Below are 15572 nucleotides of genomic sequence, written 5' to 3' on the forward strand. Positions count from 1 at the left end.
ATCCGCGAAGGACGCGAAAGAGACAGGGGAAAACTTTCGAGGTTTTCTTTTGCGTCCTTCGCGAAACCTTCGCGCCCTTCGCGTACGGCTGCCCGCATTCCACTCTCATCCAATGACCCCCATCCTCGTTCTCGAGCAGCTGCTCAACGGCCTCGGCTACGGCCTGATGCTGTTCCTGCTGGCCGCGGGCCTCACGCTGGTGTTCGGCATCATGGACGTGCTGAACCTCGCACACGGTTCGCTGTTCATGGCCGGCGCCTACGTCGCGGCCGAGGCGCACACGCGCACCGGCTCGTTCGCCGCGGCCATCGTCATCGCGGTGGCGGTCACCGTGGTGGTGGCGCTGCTGCTCGAGGTGCTGCTGATGCGCCGCCTCTACACGCGCGACCACCTCGCGCAGGTGCTCGCGACCTTCGGCGTGATCCTGGTGGCCGACGACCTGGTCAAGATGATCTGGGGCCCGTCGCCGGTGATGGCGCCGACGCCCGCCGCGCTCTCGGGCCCGGTCGAACTGATGGACGGCCTGCCCTATCCCTCGTACCGGCTGGTGATCCTGGTCGGCGGCATGCTGGTCGCGCTGGCGCTCTACCTGCTCGTGAACCACACGCGCATCGGCATGCGGGTGCGCGCGGGCGCCTCCGACCGGCCGATGGCCGAGCTGATGGGCGTGCGCGTGGGCCGCATCTTCAACGGCGTGTTCCTGCTCGGCGCGGCACTCGCCGCGCTGGCCGGCGCGCTGATGGGCCCGATCGTCGCGGTGCAGGTCGGCATGGGCGAACAGATCCTGATCCCGGCGCTGGTGGTGCTGGTGATCGGCGGCATCGGCTCGGTGCGCGGCGCCTTCGTGGCCGCGCTGCTGGTGGGCATCGTCGACACCATCGGCCGCGCCTTCGTGCCGATGCTGCTGCGCGCCACGCTGCCGCCGGCCACCGCGGCCGACCTCGGCCCGCTGGTGGCCGAGGTCGCGATGTATGCGCTGATGGTGGCAGTCCTTCTCTTCAGGCCCTCGGGCCTCTTCTCGGCACGCGCATGAAAACCCGTCACCTCGGCCTCGGGCTGCTCCTGCTGCTGCTCGCGGCCTTTCCCCTGATCGCACCGCTGTTCGGCTTCGAGTTCTACATCGGCTTCGTGCGCCGCGTGCTGATCGTCGCGCTGGCCGCGGCCAGCCTCAACTTCATCCTCGGCTTCGGCGGCATGGTCGCGCTCGGCCATGCGGGCTTCATCGGCGTGGGTGCCTACACGGTGGTGGCGCTCAGCGATGCCGGCACGACCTCGGCCTGGGTGCTGTGGCCCGCGGCCGTGGTGGCGGCCGGCCTGGCCGCCGCGCTGATCGGCACGGTGGCGCTGCGCACGCGCGGGGTCTACTTCATCATGACCACGCTGGCCTTCGCGCAGATGCTGTATTTCGTCGCGGTCTCGCTGCGCAAGTACGGCGGCGACGACGGCTACACGCTGATGAGCCGCCCCACCCTGCTGCCGGGCCTCGACCTCGGCAACGAGAGCAACTTCTACTGGGTGGTGCTGGCGCTGGTGGCGCTCGCGCTGTGGTGGCTGCAGCGCGCCACGCAGTCGCGCTTCGGCCATGCGCTGATGGGCATCCGCGACAACGAGACGCGCATGCGCGCGCTCGGCTACCCGGTGTTCCGGCTGCAGCTCGCGGCCTTCGCGATCGCGGGCGCCATCGCCGGCCTGGCGGGCGCGCTGCTCGCGGGCGGCAACGGCTTCGTGAGCCCGGCCACCATGCACTGGACGCAGTCGGCCACGCTGCTGGTGATGGTGGTGATCGGCGGCCTCGGCCGCAGCTGGGGCGGGCCGGTGGGCGCCGCCGTGTGGCTGCTGCTCGAGGAGGCGCTCAAGCAGCACACCGAACACTGGCACCTGCCGCTGGGCCTGCTGCTGATCGCCGTCGCCCTGTGGGCGCCCAAGGGACTGGCCGCGCTGTCGCGCCGCCGCGCACCGCTCGCAAAGGCCACGCCATGAGCCTGTTCAGGATCGAAGGACTGGTCAAGCGCTTCGGCGGCCTGCTGGCGACCGACCATGTGAGCCTCACGGTGGAGCGCGGCGAAGTGCATGCGCTGATCGGCCCCAACGGCGCGGGCAAGACCACGCTGGTGAACCTCATCACCGGCCTGCTCAAGGCCGATGCGGGCCGCATCCTGCTCGACGAGAAGGACATCACCGGCTTCAAGGACCACCAGCGCGTGGCCGCGGGCATGTCGCGCTGCTTCCAGGTCACGCGCGTGTTCGCCAAGGACACGGTGCACGACAACCTGATGCTGGCCGCGCAGGCGCACGCGGGCAGCAGCCTGCGCTTCCTCGCGCCGCGCTCGCGCGAGAAGGACCTGGCCGACCGCGCCGCCGCGCTGGCCGAGCGCGTGGGCCTGGCGCGCGAGCGCGACCGCATCGCCGGCACGCTGCCGCACGGCGCGCAGCGCGCGCTCGACGTGGCGCTGGCGCTCGCGGCCGAACCCAAGCTGCTGCTGCTCGACGAGCCGATGGCCGGCATGGGCCCCGACGAGTCGGCGCGCATGGTCGACCTGATCGAGTCGCTGCGCGCCTCGATGGCGATCCTCCTGATCGAGCACGACATGGATGCCGTGTTCCGCCTCGCCAGCCGGCTCACGGTGCTGGTGCAGGGGCGCGTGCTGATGAGCGGCACGGCCGACGAGGTGCGCGGGCATCCCGACGTGCAGGCGGTCTACCTGGGCACCGAAGCGGAAGGTCACGCATGAGTTCGACGACATTGCTCGAGGCGCAGGCCATCGAGGCCGGTTATGGCGCGAGCCAGGTGCTGTTCGGCATCGACCTGCGCATCGGCGCGGGCGAGGTGCTCGCGCTGCTGGGCCGCAACGGCATGGGCAAGAGCACCCTGCTCAAGGTCATCACCGGCATGCTCGCGCCGATGCGCGGCGAGCTGCGCTTCGGCGGCGCGGCCATCGGCGGCCACAAGCCCGACGCCATCGCGCGCCGCGGCGTGGCCATCGTGCCCGAGGGCCGGCACGTGTTCCCCAACCTCAGTGTGGACGAGCACCTGCGCGCCTTCGCGCGCCCGCGCCCCGGCAGCGCGCCGCGCTGGACCGTCGAGGCACTCTACGGCCTGTTCCCGCGCCTCGCGGAGCGCAAGGCCAACGCGGGCAACCAGCTCTCGGGCGGCGAGCAGCAGATGCTGGCGATCGCGCGCGCGCTGTCCACGCATCCGCGCCTCTTGATCCTCGACGAGGCCACCGAAGGTCTGGCACCCGTGATCCGCGAGGAGATCTGGCACTGCATCGCCACGCTCAAGTCCGAGGGCGAGGCGATCCTGGTGGTCGACAAGTACGTGCAGCGCCTGCTGCCGCTGGCCGACCGGCACGTGATCCTCGAGCGCGGGCGCGTGGTGTGGCAGGGCGACTCGGCCGCGCTCGATGCCGACCGCTCGCTGTGGACGCGCTACCTGGGCGTGTAGGCGGCGTTCATCCGCGCGGACGGCAGGCCAGGAAGCTGGCCCAGCGTACGTCCTCGCGGCCGATCCACTGCCGCTCCCAACCCAGCTGCAGCCCGGCCGCCGCGAGCTGCGCGGCGAACCGATCCCGGTCCCAATACACGGTCTGGTAGTCGCCGTTGGTCTCGCCCTCGCCGATGCGCATGCCCGCGAGGAAGACGCCACCGGGCGCGAGCGCGTCGAACACCTTGCGCAGCACCGGCGCGATCTGCGCGCGATCGACATGGATCAGCACGGCCATCGCGAGGATGGCGTCGTAGGGCCCGCCCAGCGGGTCGGTGACGACATTGAGCAGCGCGCCCTGCCTGCCGCGCTCAGCCTGCAGGTCGAGAAAGGCCTGCGTGGCATCGGTGCGCCGCACGCTCGCGCCCAGGGACTCGACGAAGTCGGCATCGCGCCCCGTGCCCGAGCCGACCTCGAGCACGCTGCCGCCCGCGGGCATGCACGCCACCATGCGGCGCAGCGCGTCCTCGATCTCGGGCGGCGGATGGTCCGCCACGATCGCGTCGTAGTCGCGCGCGGACGCCTCGTAGGACTGGAGGGTTCGCTGCATGCTGTCGAGCACCGGGGCGGGGATGTCCATGGGAGCCTTTCCGGTCCATCGGGCGCCGACGGAACGCACAAAGGCTAGGCCCAAGGCCGTGCCTTGCTCACGGGGCAATCACTTAGAACCCCTGCATGACACCGGGCACGCGCTGCACCGGCCGCAGGGTGCGCAAGGCCAGCGCCAGCACCACCGCGGCGCACGCCGCGATGCCCGCCACCATCGGCAGCGGCGTGCCGTCTGCAAACGGCGCGACCAGCGCCACCATCACCGCGCCGCCCGCGAAGTTCATCGTGCCGATCAGCGCCGAGGCCGTGCCCGCGAGCGCGGCATGGCCTTCCATCGCGAGCACGAAGGCCCCGGGCACGATCAGGCCGTTGAGGCCGAAGCCGATCATCAGCAGCGCCACCAGCACGGAGAGCCGGTCCATGCCCGCGAGGGTGAGCACCAGCAGCAGCCCGATGGTGGCGGCCTGCGCGATCACCGCCGTGCGCAGCACGCGCCGGATGCCGAAGCGCGCCACCAGCCGGCCGTTGGCCTGCGACAGCGCGAGCAGCGACACGGCATTGAGCGCGAACAGCACCGCGTACATGCGCGGCGAGACGCCGAAATGCGTGCTCATCACGAAGGGCGAGTTGGCCACGTAGACGAAGAAGCTCGAGACGGTGAACGAGGCCATGAAGGCCAGCGCCATGAAGTGGCGGTCGCGCAGCAGCACGCCGTAGCCGGCCATGGCGCTGCGGAAGTTGCTAGACAGCCGCGCGGTGGCGGGCCGGGTCTCGGGCAACAGGGCCAGCAGCATCGCGAGGCCCGCGAGCCCGACGGCGGCAACGGCGACGAACACGGCGCGCCAGCCCAGGCTCTCGGCCACGAGGCTGCCGGCCAGCGGCGCGAGGATCGGCGACACGCTGTAGACCATCAGCAGCAGCGACATCATCCGCGCCGCCTCGGGCCCGGTGTACAGGTCGCGCACCACGGCGCGCGGCGTGACCATGCAGGCGCAGGCGCCGAGCCCCTGCACGAAGCGCAACGCGACCAGCACGCCCGCGTCGGGCGCGAAGGCGCAGCCGATGCTGGCGAGCATGAACAGCACGAGGCCCGCGACCATCGGCCGGCGGCGGCCGAACATGTCCGACAGCGGGCCCGCGACCAGCTGGCCGGCGCCGACCGCGATGAAGAAGGCCATCAGGCTGGCCTGCATCGCATGCGGATCGGCGCCCAGCGCGCGCCCGATGGCGGGCAGCGCGGGCAGGTACATGTCGATGGCGAAGGGGCCGATGGTGGTGAGCAGGCCCAGCACGACGGCGTGACGGAAAACTGGAGCGTTCGAGGAGGACATGCACCGATGGTCGCGCGTCGGGCTGAATGATTGAATAATCATCAGCACGCATTTCCTATTCATTCGTACAGAATCATGGATCCCTTGTCCGACGTGCTCGCCATGCTCACGGTGAGCAGCACGCTCTCGTCGCGCTTCGAGGCGCGCGGCCGCTGGGCCTTCCGCTACGGGCACTACGCCTCGCACATCAAGCTGGGCTGCGTGCTCGAGGGGCGCTTCCGCATCGAGGTCGAGGGCACGGCCGCGCCGGTGATGCTGGAGGCCGGCGACTTCTTCCTGCTGACCAACGGCCTGCCCTTCTCGGCCGCGAGCGATCCGCCCGGGCCGCTGCAGGACGGCACGCGCCTGAGCCGGGAGCAGCGCGGCCCCGACGGGGTGCTGCGCCACGACGGGCTGGACGCGAGCGACGCGACGCGCGTGGTGCTCGCGAGCGGGCGCTTCGCGCTCTCGGGCGAGGCCGGCGAACTGCTGCTGCGCCACCTGCCGCCGCTGATCCACCTGCGCGCGAGCGATCCGGGCGCGCGGCCGCTCGTGGGCCTGCTCGACCTGATGGGCTGGGAGACGGCCGAGCTGCGCCCGGGTTCGACCCTGGCGCGCACCAACCTCGCGGCGCTGGTGCTGGTGCAGGCGCTGCGCGTGCACCTCGCGAACGCGCCGCAGCCCGAGGGCTGGCTCGGCGCGATGACCGATGCGCGCATCGGCACCGCGCTGTCGCGCATGCATGCCGACATCGCGCAGCCCTGGACGGTGGAGCGACTGGCGCAGACGGCCAGCATGTCGCGCACGGCCTTCGCGCTGCGCTTCAAGGCGCTGACGGGCTCGACGCCGCTCGACTATCTCGGCGGCTGGCGCATGACGGTGGCGCGCCACGCGCTGCGGCACGGCGACGAGGGCATCGCGCGCATCGCCGAGCGCGTGGGCTACCAGTCGGAGACGGCCTTCAGCGCGGCCTTCCGGCGCGCGGTGGGCGAGAGCCCGGGGCGCTTTCGCAGCCAGGTGCGCGCCGAAGCGGCCGCAGCAGTCTGAGCCGCTTCACTCGGGCGCCGCGTCGAGGCGCAGCACGAGGTCGCGGCTGGCCTGGTTCATGCCGCTCACGTCGACCGCGCTGCCATGCTTGCGCAGCCGCTCGACCACCTTGCGCAGCGCCGCCACGGCGGTCACGTCCCAGAAGTGCGCCTGCGAGACGTCGATGCGCACCGGCGCGCCGTCGATCTCGCGCACGTCGAAGGCATCGACCAGCATGTCGGCCGAGGCGAAGAAGACCTGGCCGCTCACGGCGAAGCGCCAGGCGCCCTCGTCGTCCTGCCGCCCCTGCACCCGCAGCAGCCGCGCCACCTTGAAGGTGAAGAAGACGCCGCTGAGCAGCACGCCGATGCCCACGCCCGCGGCCAGGTTGTCGGTGGCGACGGTGACGGCCACGGTGGCGAGCATCACGACACTCGACAGGCGTGGATGCCGCACCAGCGTGCGCAGCGAACCCCAGTCGAAGGTCGAGGCCGAGACCATCACCATGATCGCGACCAGCGCCGCCACCGGCACCTGCGACACCCAGGGCTTGAGCAGCACCATGAGGATCAGCAGGAAGGCGCCCGCGAACAGGGTCGAGAGCCGGCCGCGGCCGCCGTAGCGCACGTTGCTCACGGTCTGGCCGATCATTCCGCAGCCCGCGATGCCGCCGAAGCAGCTGGCCGCCACGTTCGCGAGGCCGAGGCCGCCGCACTCGCGGTTCTTCGAGCTCGGGGTGTCGGTGAGCTCGTCGACCACGCTCGCGGTCATCATCGATTCGAGCAGGCCGACCATCGCGATCGCGAAGGCGGGCAAGGCGATGATGCGCAGGGTCTCGAGGGTCAGCGGCACGGCGGGCAGCGCGAACATGGGCAAGGCATCGGGCAACTGGCCGAGGTCGGCCACGGTCTTGAGCGGCAGGCCCAGCCACTGGCCCGCGAGCGTGACCACCACGATGCACACCAGCGGCGACGGCACGGCGGTGGTGAGGCGCGGCAGCAGGTAGATGACCGCGAGCCCGAGGCCGACCATCGCCCAGGTGGCGGCATTGGCGCCGATGAAGTGCGGCATCTGCGCCGCGAAGATCAGGATCGCGAGGGCGTTGACGAAGCCGGTGCGCACCGACGACGACACGAAGCGCATCAGCACGCCGAGGCGCAGCAGCCCGAAGACGATCTGCATCGCGCCCGCGAGCAGGCCGGCCGCGAGCAGGTAGGCCAGGCCGTGCGCATGCACCAGCGGCGCGGCCACCAGCGCCACCGACCCGGCCGCGGCCGAGACCATGGCGGGGCGCCCGCCGGTGAAGGCGATGACGATGCCGATGACGAAGGAGGCGAACAGGCCCACCGCGGGATCGACGCCGGCGACGAAGGAAAAGGCGATGACCTCGGGAATGAGCGCGAAGGTGGCGACGGCGCCGGCCATCAGTTCGCGCGGAATGCTCGGGCACCACTCGGTGCGCAGGCGGCTGTAGCGGGAGGACATGGAGAAAACGGAAAGCAGCCCGCGTGCCGGCAAGGCATCGCGGGACGTTGGAAGGCATCGCGCCGGCTGGCGGCGCAAGGGAGAAAGCGGCGGGCGCTGCCGCCGCGCTTCATTCAATGCGCCAAGCTCAAGGGGGAGTCAGCCGCGAGCAGCCCGATTGCCGGGACTGGCTGTCGCGCGCGATGCGAGCGAGCGCATAGCAGGAGGCGCGCCGGCGGGCGTGCCGGCCGAAGAGGACGAGGTCCGCGCGAAGCGTGTTCGGGTGGCGGAACGTCCTCGGGCACATGGGCGCCGATTGTAGGCAGCGCCCATGACGGCCTCAGACGGAGCGCGTGATGCCCCCGTCGACGCGCAGGTTCTGGCCGGTGATGTAGCCCGCGCCGTCGGAAGCGAGAAAGCCGATGGTGGCGGCGATCTCGTCGCTGCGGCCATAACGTCCCATGGGAATGCGTTCGCGGAACACTTCCTTCTCGGGCAGGCTGTCGATGAAGCCGGGCAGCACGTTGTTCATGCGCACGTTGTGCTTTGCATACTGGTCAGCGAAGAGCTTGGTGAAGGCGGCGAGGCCGGCACGGAACACGCCCGAGGTCGGGAACACGGGATCGGGCTCGAAGGCGGCGAAGGTCGAGATGTTGATGATGGCGCCGCCACCCTGCTTGACCATGTGCGGCGTGACGAGCCGGCTGGGGCGCACGGCGCTCAGCAGGTAGACGTCCATGCCGCGGTGCCAGTCTTCGTCGGTGATTTCCAGAATGGGCGCGCGCGGGCCGTGGCCGGCGCTGTTGACGAGCACGTCGATGCGGCCCCACTCGGCGATCACGCGGTCGACGAGTTGCTTGAGGTCATCGTTCGATTGGTTGGAGCCGGTCACGCCAATGCCGCCCAGTTCCTTCGCGAGGGCCTCGCCCTTGCCCGAGGAGGAGAGGATGGCGACACGGAAACCGTCCTGCGCGAGCTTGCGGGCCGCGGCGGCGCCCATGCCGCTGCCGCCTGCCGTGACGATGGCTACCTTTTTTTGCTCAGAAGACATTCGGGGTCCTTGGTTTCTTGCGGAGGGTGGCATTTAGCCAAGGAATCGTCGGCCTTGCCAGGCTGGGCGTTTTTGTTCGGGGCGCGTGCACAGGACAGCGGGTACTTCCCTCCGCGAATGTCCCCCGCCTTCGGCTCCTCCTTTATTTCGCTGCGGGAAGCACCCACTGCCCTGTGCACGGGAGGCGCAGTGGTGGTGCCGGCCGCACAACGACCGTCGCGTCCAGGCTCACGCCGATGGGGTACTCCCCGCAGCGAAATCAAGGAGGAGGCCGAAGGCCGGGGGACATTCGCGGAGGGGAGTACCCCATCGGCGTGAGCCCACCCCCACCCACAAAAACTCAAGCCGTAGGCAACGTAGCCTGCATCGAAGCCCGCCGATTGAACGCATCGAACCACTCAGCGCTGCGAGGCGCCTGAGCACGCCAATCCACATCCGGAAACCGGAAGTCCATGTACCCCAGCGCACAGCCGAAGGCGATGGTCCCGATGTCCACACGTTCGCCGAATCCGGCCGCTTCCTTCTCGAGCCATTCGAGCCCGGTGCGCACCTTCGCGAGCTGGCCGTCGGTCCAGTCGGCCCAGCGGAATTCCTGCGGACGCAGCACGTTCTCGTAGCGCGCGAGCAGCGCGGCGGCGGTCATGCCGTCGGCCAGCGAGAGTTCGGTGAGACGGGCCCAGCGCTCCTTGCCCGAGGCGGGAAACAGCGTGCCGCCCTGCTGGTCGTTGAGGTACTCGCAGATCACGCGGCTGTCGAACAGCGCCTGGCCATCGTCGGTGAGGAAGGTAGGCACCTGGCCCAGCGGGTTGGTCGGCAGGATGGTCGCGTCGCGCTTCACCGGGCCGGCCGCGCTCGGCAGGCGCTCGATGCGCTCGGCGATGCCGAGCTCGTGCGCGACGACCATGCATTTGCGCACGAAGGGGGAAGCGGGGGAATAGAAGATCTTCATGATGGGTGTGAAGTGTGTGGGGTCAGGCGTGTTCGTCATGGCCATGGGCCAGGTGCATGCCGGCGGCCCAGCCGAAGGTCAGGGCCGGTCCGAGCGTGATGCCGGGCGCAGGATACTCGCCTCCCATCACCGAATGCATGTCGTTGCCGGCCACGTAGAGGCCCGCGATCGGCGTGCCGCGCGCATCGAGCACGCGCGCATGGCCATCGGCGCGCACGCCCAGGGCCGTGCCGATGTCGCCGGGATAGACCTTGACCGCATAGAACGGTGCCTTCGCGACCGGCGCCACGCAGGCATTGGGCTGGTGCTCGGGGTCGCCGAGGTAGCGGTTGTAGGCCGTGCTGCCCTTGCCGAAGGCCGGGTCCTCGCCGCGCGCGGCCGGTGGGTTGAAGGCGGCCACGGTGCGCGCGAGGCCGTCGGGGTCGACATCGGCCTGGCGTGCCAGCGCCTCGAGCGTGTCGGCGCGGTACAGGTAGCCGGCGCGCACCAGGTGCTCGCGCGAGCGCCCGCCCGGCAACGCGAGGCCCAGGCCCCACTTCTCCATGAAGTCGCTGTCGCACACCAGCAGCGCCGGAATGCTCGTGCCGGCCTCGTTGGCCTGGTACATGCCGCGCACGAACTCGTGGTACGAGCTAGCCTCGTTGACGAAGCGCTCGCCGCGCGCATCGACCGCGATCAGCCCGGGCTTGGCGCGGTCCCACACCAGGTGCGGATAGCGCAGCACGCTGCCGTCGGGGCGCTCCATCATCGACACCGGTGCCCACAGCGCCGGGCCCGTGTGGCCGGTGCCGAGCACGCCACCGGCCTGCCGCGCCATCGCGATGCCCTCGCCGACATTGCCCTGCGGCGACATCGAGTAGGGCCCGGTCGGTGCGGGATAGTGCTCCGCGCGCATCTGCGCATTCCACGGAAAGCCGCCGGTCGCGACCACCACGCCGCGCCGCGCCTGCAGCACGATCTCGCGGCCATCGCGCTTCACGCGCACGCCGGTCACCGCACCGCCCGCATCCTGCTCGATAGCCAGCGCGGGCGTCTCGAGCCAGAACGGGATCTTCTCCTTCAGCAGCCCGTGGAACAGCCGCCCCGCGAGCGCATTGCCCAGCAGCAGCCGCGTGCCGCGGTGGTGGCCGCCCAGGCGGTCGGCGAAGTAGCGCAGCACCAGCTTCATGCCGTGCTTCCACGACGCGAACGAGCGCGTGACCGCGAGCAGGTGCTTCACGTCGGTCATGTTGACCATCATCCCGCCGAGCACGCAGAACTCGGGCAGCGGATCGCGCAGGGCGCGGAAGTGCGGGCCGAGCAGCCGGCCGTCGAACTCGATGGGGTCGAGCGAACGACCGCCCATCGCGGCGCCCTCGCGGTCGGGGTGGTAGTCGGGCGAGTAGGTGCGCGCGGCGAGCTGCACGTCGGTGCGCTCGCGCAGGTAGCGCAGCGCGCGCGGCCCGGCCTCGAGGAAGGCATGGCGCAGCGCCTCGTCGCCGGCCGCGCCCACCGTGTTGCGCAGGTAGGTCAGCGCCTTCTCGGGCGTGTCGGGATGGCCCGCGGCCTCGGCCTGGTCGTTGAGCGGCACCCACACCGCGCCGCCCGAGATCGCGGTCGAGCCGCCGATGCGGTCGGTCTTCTCGATCACCAGCACGTCGAGGCCTTCGAGCTTCGCCGTCAGCGCGGCCGCGAGCCCGCCCGCGCCGCTGCCGATCACGACCACGTCGTAGCCGGTCTTCTCCTGGGACTGCGCCATCACGCCCCCGAGCCGCCGAGCGACTTGCCGCCGTCGACGAACAGCACCTGGCCCGTGACGAAGCCGGTCGCCGGCGAGGTGAAGAAGGCCACCGCCTGCGCGATGTCCTCGGGCCGGCCGGCCGCGCCCGTGGGCTGCAGCGCGAGCTGCGCGGCGCGGCGCTCGGGCGTGAGCGCGCGCAGCAGCGGCGTGTCGATCAGGCCCGGCGCGATCGCGTTCACCAGGATGCCGCGCGGCGCGAGCTCCATCGCGCTGGCGCGCGTGTAGCCCACCAGCGCGGCCTTCGAGGCCACGTAGTGCGGATGGTTCTTCGCGCCCAGGTAGGCGCGCGAGGCGATGTTGACGATGCGCGCGCCGTCGGCCATCTTGCGCGCGGCCTCCTGCGTGAGCGTGGCCACCGCGAGCAGGTTCACCTCGTACATGCGGCGGAAGTCGGCCGAACTCACGTCCATGAAGGCGCGCTCGTCGAAGATGCCGGCGTTGTTCACCAGCGCGGCGAGCGGCGGCAGCGACTGCACCATCGCGCGCACCGCGGCCTCGTCGGTCAGGTCGATGGCGCGGTAGTCGACGTCGAGGCCGGCGGCGCGCAGCACCTGGGTCTCGCGCTCGGCCAACTCGCCGTTGTAGTCGGCCATCACCACGCGCCAGCCGTCGCGCGCCAGGCGCTCGACGATCGCGCGACCCATGCCGCTGGCGCCGCCGGTCACCAGGACCAGCGGCTTGTTGTCATCACTGCTGTTGTTCATCGTTGTTCCGTCGAAGCGCGGCGCTCAGGCCGCGAGGTAGCCGCCGTCGACCGGCAGCACCACGCCATTGACGTAGCTGGCCATCGAGGAGGCGAGGAAGACCACCGGCCCGGCGATCTCGTCGGCCTCGCCGTGGCGCTTGGTGAGCACGCGGCTCATGTACCAGTCGGTGCCGTGCTCGGTCTCGCGCTGGCCGGCCGTCATGTCGGTCACCATGAGTCCGGGCGCCACCGCGTTCACGCGCACGCCCCAGGGCGCGAGGTCGCGCGCCAGCACCTGCGTGAGCGAACGCACACCGCCCTTGGCCACCACGTAGCCGGCCGAGGAGATGCCCGCGCCGAAGGCCACGATCGACGACAGGTTGACGATGCTGCCGTGCGTGCGCTTGAGCGCGGGCACGAAGGCCTGCGTGACGTTGAACACGCCCTGCAGGTTGACCGACAGCACGCGGTCCCAGGCCTCGCGCGCGCCGGGCTCGTCGAACTTCGAGCGCGCGGAGATGCCGGCGTTGTTCACCAGCACGTCGATGTCGCCGTGTGCCGCGGCGATGCGCGCGGCGAGCGCGTCGACCGCTGCCGCGTCGCTGACGTCGACGCTGTCGGCATCGGCACGACCGCCCGCGGCGCGGATCGAGGCCGCCACCCGTTGCGCGGGCTCGAGGTCGCGGTCGACCACCAGCACGTGCGCGCCTTCGGCCGCCATGCGGCGCGCGATGGCCTCGCCGAGGCCGCGCGCGGCGCCCGTGACGAGCGAGAGCTTGTCCTTCAGAAGCATGGGAATTCCTTTGCGAAAGCGGCGCCGTTCAGACGCCGAGGTAGGCGCGGCGCACGGCCTCGTCGTTGGCCAGCTGCGCGGCGGGGCCGTGCAGCGAGATCTCGCCGTTCTCGAGGATGTAGCCGTAGCTCGACACCGCGAGCGCGAGCTGCACGTTCTGCTCGACCAGCAGGATGGTGATCTTCTGTTCGCGGTGCAGCCGCTCGATGATCTCGAACATCTGCTCCACCAGCAGCGGCGACAGGCCCATCGAGGGCTCGTCGAACAGCATCACGCGCGGGCGCGCCATCACGGCACGGCCGATCGCGAGCATCTGCTGCTCGCCGCCCGACAGCGTCGCCGCCATCTGGCCCTGGCGCTCCTTGAGGCGGGGAAACATCGCATACACGGCCTCGAGGTCGTTGCGGATGCCCGCGCGGTCGCGCCGCAGGTAGGCGCCCAGGTCGAGGTTCTCGCGCACGCTCATGTCGCGGAACACCTGCCGGCCCTCGGGCACCTGCACGATGCCGCGCTGGACCAGCGCGTCGGAGCCCAGCCGGTCGATGCGCTCGCCGGCCAGCCGCACCTCGCCCTCGGTGCAGTCGACGATGTTCGAGATGCAGTTGAGCGTGGTGGTCTTGCCCGCGCCGTTGCTGCCGAGCAGCGCGACGATCTCGCCCTCGGGCACGTCGACCGAGACATGGCTCAGCGCCTGGATGCGGCCGTAGGCGGCCGAGATGGCGCGCAACGACAACAGCGATTCAGCCATGCGCGGCCCCCTTTGCACTTCCCTTGCCCAGATAGGCCTCGATCACGCGCGCGTCGCTGCCGATCTGCGCGGGCGTGCCCTCGGCGATCTTCTCGCCGAAGGCCATGACGGTGATGCGGTCCGAGATCGACATCACGAGCTGCATCACGTGCTCGACCAGCAGCACCGTGATGCCGTCGCGCGCCACCAGCTCCTTGAGCAGCCGGTCCAGGCTCTCGATCTCGCGGTTGCGCAGGCCGGCCGCGGGCTCGTCGAGCAGCAGCAGCTTCGGCTTGATGGCCAGCGCGCGCGCCAGCTCGAGCAGCTTCTGGCGGCCGAAGTCGAGGTCGCGCGCGGGCTGGTGGCGCTCGTCGGCCAGGCCCACGCGCTCGAGCAGGTGCAGCGCGAAGTCCTCGGTCTCGCGGTCGGGGCGGCGCAGCAGCCGGCCCAGCGTGCCGGTGCCGCGCGCATGGGTGCCGAGCAGCACGTTCTCGAGCACCGAGAGTTCGGCGAACAGCTCGAGGTTCTGGAAGGTGCGCGCGATGCCCAGCGAGGCCATGCGGTAGGGCGACACGCGCGTGAGTTCGCGGCCCTCGAAGACGACACTGCCGCTGCTGGGTGTGTAGAAGCGCGAGATGCAGTTGAAGGTGGTCGACTTGCCGGCGCCGTTGGGCCCGATCAGCGCATGGATGCGGCCCTGCTCGACCTGGAACGACAGGCCGTTGACCGCCTTGAGGCCGCCGAACACCACGCTGATGTCGCGCACGTCGAGGAAAGCACTCGTGATCATCGCGCGCCTCCCGCCGGGGCCGCGCGGCGCGTGGCCTTGCGTGCCGCGAACAGCGAGGCCATGCCCTTGGGCAGGAACATCATGAACAGCATCAGGATGCCGCCGTAGATGATCTCCTGGTAGGACGGTGCCTGGCGCAGCAGTTCCGAGGCCAGGCCGAACACGATGGCGCCCGCCACCGCGCCGCGCACCGAGCCCAGTCCGCCGACCACCACCATGGTGAGGATCAGGATGGTGGTCTGGAAGCCCAGGCTCTCGGGATGGATGAAGGAGGTGAACAGCGTGTACATGCCGCCGGCCACGCCCGCGAAGGCGGCCGACAGCACGAAGGCCGTGACCTTGACCGCGCGCGTGTTCACGCCCATCGCGATCGCCGCCACGTCGCTCTCGCGCACCGCGCGGAACGACGAGCCCAGCCGCGAGCGCGACAGCGCCACCGTGAGCCACAGCATCAGCGCCGCGATCGCGACCACGAAGGGATAGGCCTGCAGGTCGTTCATCAGCCGCAGGCCGCCGAGCGCGGCCGGCTTCATCTGCAGGCCGTTCGAGCCGTTGGTCACTTGCTCCCAGTTGAGGAACACCCATTGCATCGCCTCGCCGAAGGCGAAGGTGGCGAGCGCCAGGTAGATGTCGCGCATGCGCAGCGCCAGCAGGCCGATGACCCAGCCCAGCGCGGCCGCGAGCAGCGCACCCGCGAGGATCGACACCACGAACGGCGGCTGCCACTGGTTGTTGATGAGCCCGGCCGTGTAGATGCCGATGCCGAAGAAGGCCGCGTGCGAGAGCGCGAACTGGCCGGTCTCGCCGATCACCAGGTGCATGCCGAGCGCGAGCACGCTGAACACCATCAGCAGGTTGACCACGTAGAGCACGTAGCCGCTGGCCGCGAAGGGCAGCACCGCGAGCACCGCGGCCATGGCAAGCAGCACGCCGCGATCCCACCAGGGAGAAGTGGTCTGCATGC

General features: G+C 70.7%; 16 protein-coding genes. 5 read left to right on the forward strand and 11 right to left on the reverse strand.

All coding sequences use genetic code 11. From position 1 onward, the window contains the following. The first annotated feature begins 112 nt into the window (after positions 1–112). From R0232_RS31870 to R0232_RS31885, 4 genes are read left to right on the forward strand one after another with little or no spacing between them, the layout of a single operon-like run. Positions 113–1033, forward strand: coding sequence for a branched-chain amino acid ABC transporter permease (locus R0232_RS31870; RefSeq protein ID WP_057594683.1), 921 nt, complete (start codon positions 113–115; stop codon positions 1031–1033). Next, positions 1030–1980 carry a branched-chain amino acid ABC transporter permease gene (locus R0232_RS31875; protein WP_431510621.1) on the forward strand — a complete coding sequence of 317 codons (951 nt, stop codon included), beginning with the start codon at positions 1030–1032 and terminating at the stop codon, positions 1978–1980. The genes R0232_RS31870 and R0232_RS31875 overlap by 4 nt, the downstream gene beginning before the upstream one ends. Then, positions 1977–2732 (forward strand): ABC transporter ATP-binding protein, encoded by a 756-nt coding sequence (locus R0232_RS31880; RefSeq protein ID WP_057594685.1) that lies wholly within the window; start codon positions 1977–1979, stop codon positions 2730–2732. The genes R0232_RS31875 and R0232_RS31880 overlap by 4 nt, the downstream gene beginning before the upstream one ends. Then, complete coding sequence (locus R0232_RS31885; RefSeq protein WP_281078207.1) at positions 2729–3445, forward strand: ABC transporter ATP-binding protein; 717 nt, start codon at positions 2729–2731, stop codon at positions 3443–3445. The genes R0232_RS31880 and R0232_RS31885 overlap by 4 nt, the downstream gene beginning before the upstream one ends. A gap of 7 nt (positions 3446–3452) precedes the next feature. Here R0232_RS31885 and R0232_RS31890 read toward each other — a convergent pair whose 3' ends face one another. Together R0232_RS31890 and R0232_RS31895 are read right to left on the reverse strand one after the other, a co-directional pair. Next, positions 3453–4064 (reverse strand): class I SAM-dependent methyltransferase, encoded by a 612-nt coding sequence (locus R0232_RS31890; RefSeq protein WP_431510622.1) that lies wholly within the window; start codon positions 4062–4064, stop codon positions 3453–3455. An 82-nt stretch (positions 4065–4146) separates the two neighbouring features. After that, entirely contained in the window at positions 4147–5364 is a 1218-nt protein-coding gene (locus R0232_RS31895; protein ID WP_431510623.1) for a multidrug effflux MFS transporter, read from the reverse strand. A 75-nt stretch (positions 5365–5439) separates the two neighbouring features. On the opposite strand from R0232_RS31895, the gene R0232_RS31900 reads away from it, so the two are divergent. Beyond that, positions 5440–6390, forward strand: coding sequence for a cupin domain-containing protein (locus R0232_RS31900; protein WP_431510624.1), 951 nt, complete (start codon positions 5440–5442; stop codon positions 6388–6390). A gap of 6 nt (positions 6391–6396) precedes the next feature. On the opposite strand, the gene R0232_RS31905 is transcribed toward R0232_RS31900, so the two are convergent. The 9 genes from R0232_RS31905 to R0232_RS31945 form a co-directional block, all read right to left on the reverse strand. Then, positions 6397–7854: a SulP family inorganic anion transporter gene (locus tag R0232_RS31905; protein WP_431510625.1), complete on the reverse strand. Its 1458-nt coding sequence runs from the start codon at positions 7852–7854 to the stop codon at positions 6397–6399. Positions 7855–8173: 319 nt separating this feature from the next. Further along, on the reverse strand, positions 8174–8884 hold the full coding sequence (locus R0232_RS31910) for an SDR family oxidoreductase (RefSeq protein WP_431510626.1): 711 nt from the start codon (positions 8882–8884) through the stop codon (positions 8174–8176). Positions 8885–9224: 340 nt separating this feature from the next. Then, positions 9225–9833, reverse strand: coding sequence for a glutathione S-transferase (locus R0232_RS31915; RefSeq protein ID WP_431510627.1), 609 nt, complete (start codon positions 9831–9833; stop codon positions 9225–9227). A gap of 22 nt (positions 9834–9855) precedes the next feature. Then, positions 9856–11571 carry an FAD-dependent oxidoreductase gene (locus R0232_RS31920; protein WP_431510628.1) on the reverse strand — a complete coding sequence of 572 codons (1716 nt, stop codon included), beginning with the start codon at positions 11569–11571 and terminating at the stop codon, positions 9856–9858. Continuing rightward, positions 11571–12317: an SDR family NAD(P)-dependent oxidoreductase gene (locus R0232_RS31925; RefSeq protein WP_431510629.1), complete on the reverse strand. Its 747-nt coding sequence runs from the start codon at positions 12315–12317 to the stop codon at positions 11571–11573. Before R0232_RS31925 ends, R0232_RS31920 begins: the two co-directional genes overlap by 1 nt. Before the next feature lie 24 nt (positions 12318–12341). Next, positions 12342–13091 (reverse strand): SDR family NAD(P)-dependent oxidoreductase, encoded by a 750-nt coding sequence (locus tag R0232_RS31930; RefSeq protein ID WP_057594692.1) that lies wholly within the window; start codon positions 13089–13091, stop codon positions 12342–12344. A gap of 28 nt (positions 13092–13119) precedes the next feature. Then, a complete protein-coding gene (locus tag R0232_RS31935) occupies positions 13120–13839 on the reverse strand; it encodes an ABC transporter ATP-binding protein (RefSeq protein ID WP_057594693.1) in 720 nt (239 codons plus the stop codon). After that, positions 13832–14608 carry an ABC transporter ATP-binding protein gene (locus tag R0232_RS31940; RefSeq protein ID WP_431510630.1) on the reverse strand — a complete coding sequence of 259 codons (777 nt, stop codon included), beginning with the start codon at positions 14606–14608 and terminating at the stop codon, positions 13832–13834. Before R0232_RS31940 ends, R0232_RS31935 begins: the two co-directional genes overlap by 8 nt. Next, complete coding sequence (locus tag R0232_RS31945) at positions 14605–15570, reverse strand: branched-chain amino acid ABC transporter permease (protein WP_208507741.1); 966 nt, start codon at positions 15568–15570, stop codon at positions 14605–14607. Before R0232_RS31945 ends, R0232_RS31940 begins: the two co-directional genes overlap by 4 nt. Positions 15571–15572 lie beyond the last annotated feature (2 nt).

The sequence above is a fragment of the Variovorax sp. DAIF25 genome, assembly GCF_050711835.1.
GTDB lineage: Bacteria > Pseudomonadota > Gammaproteobacteria > Burkholderiales > Burkholderiaceae_C > Variovorax.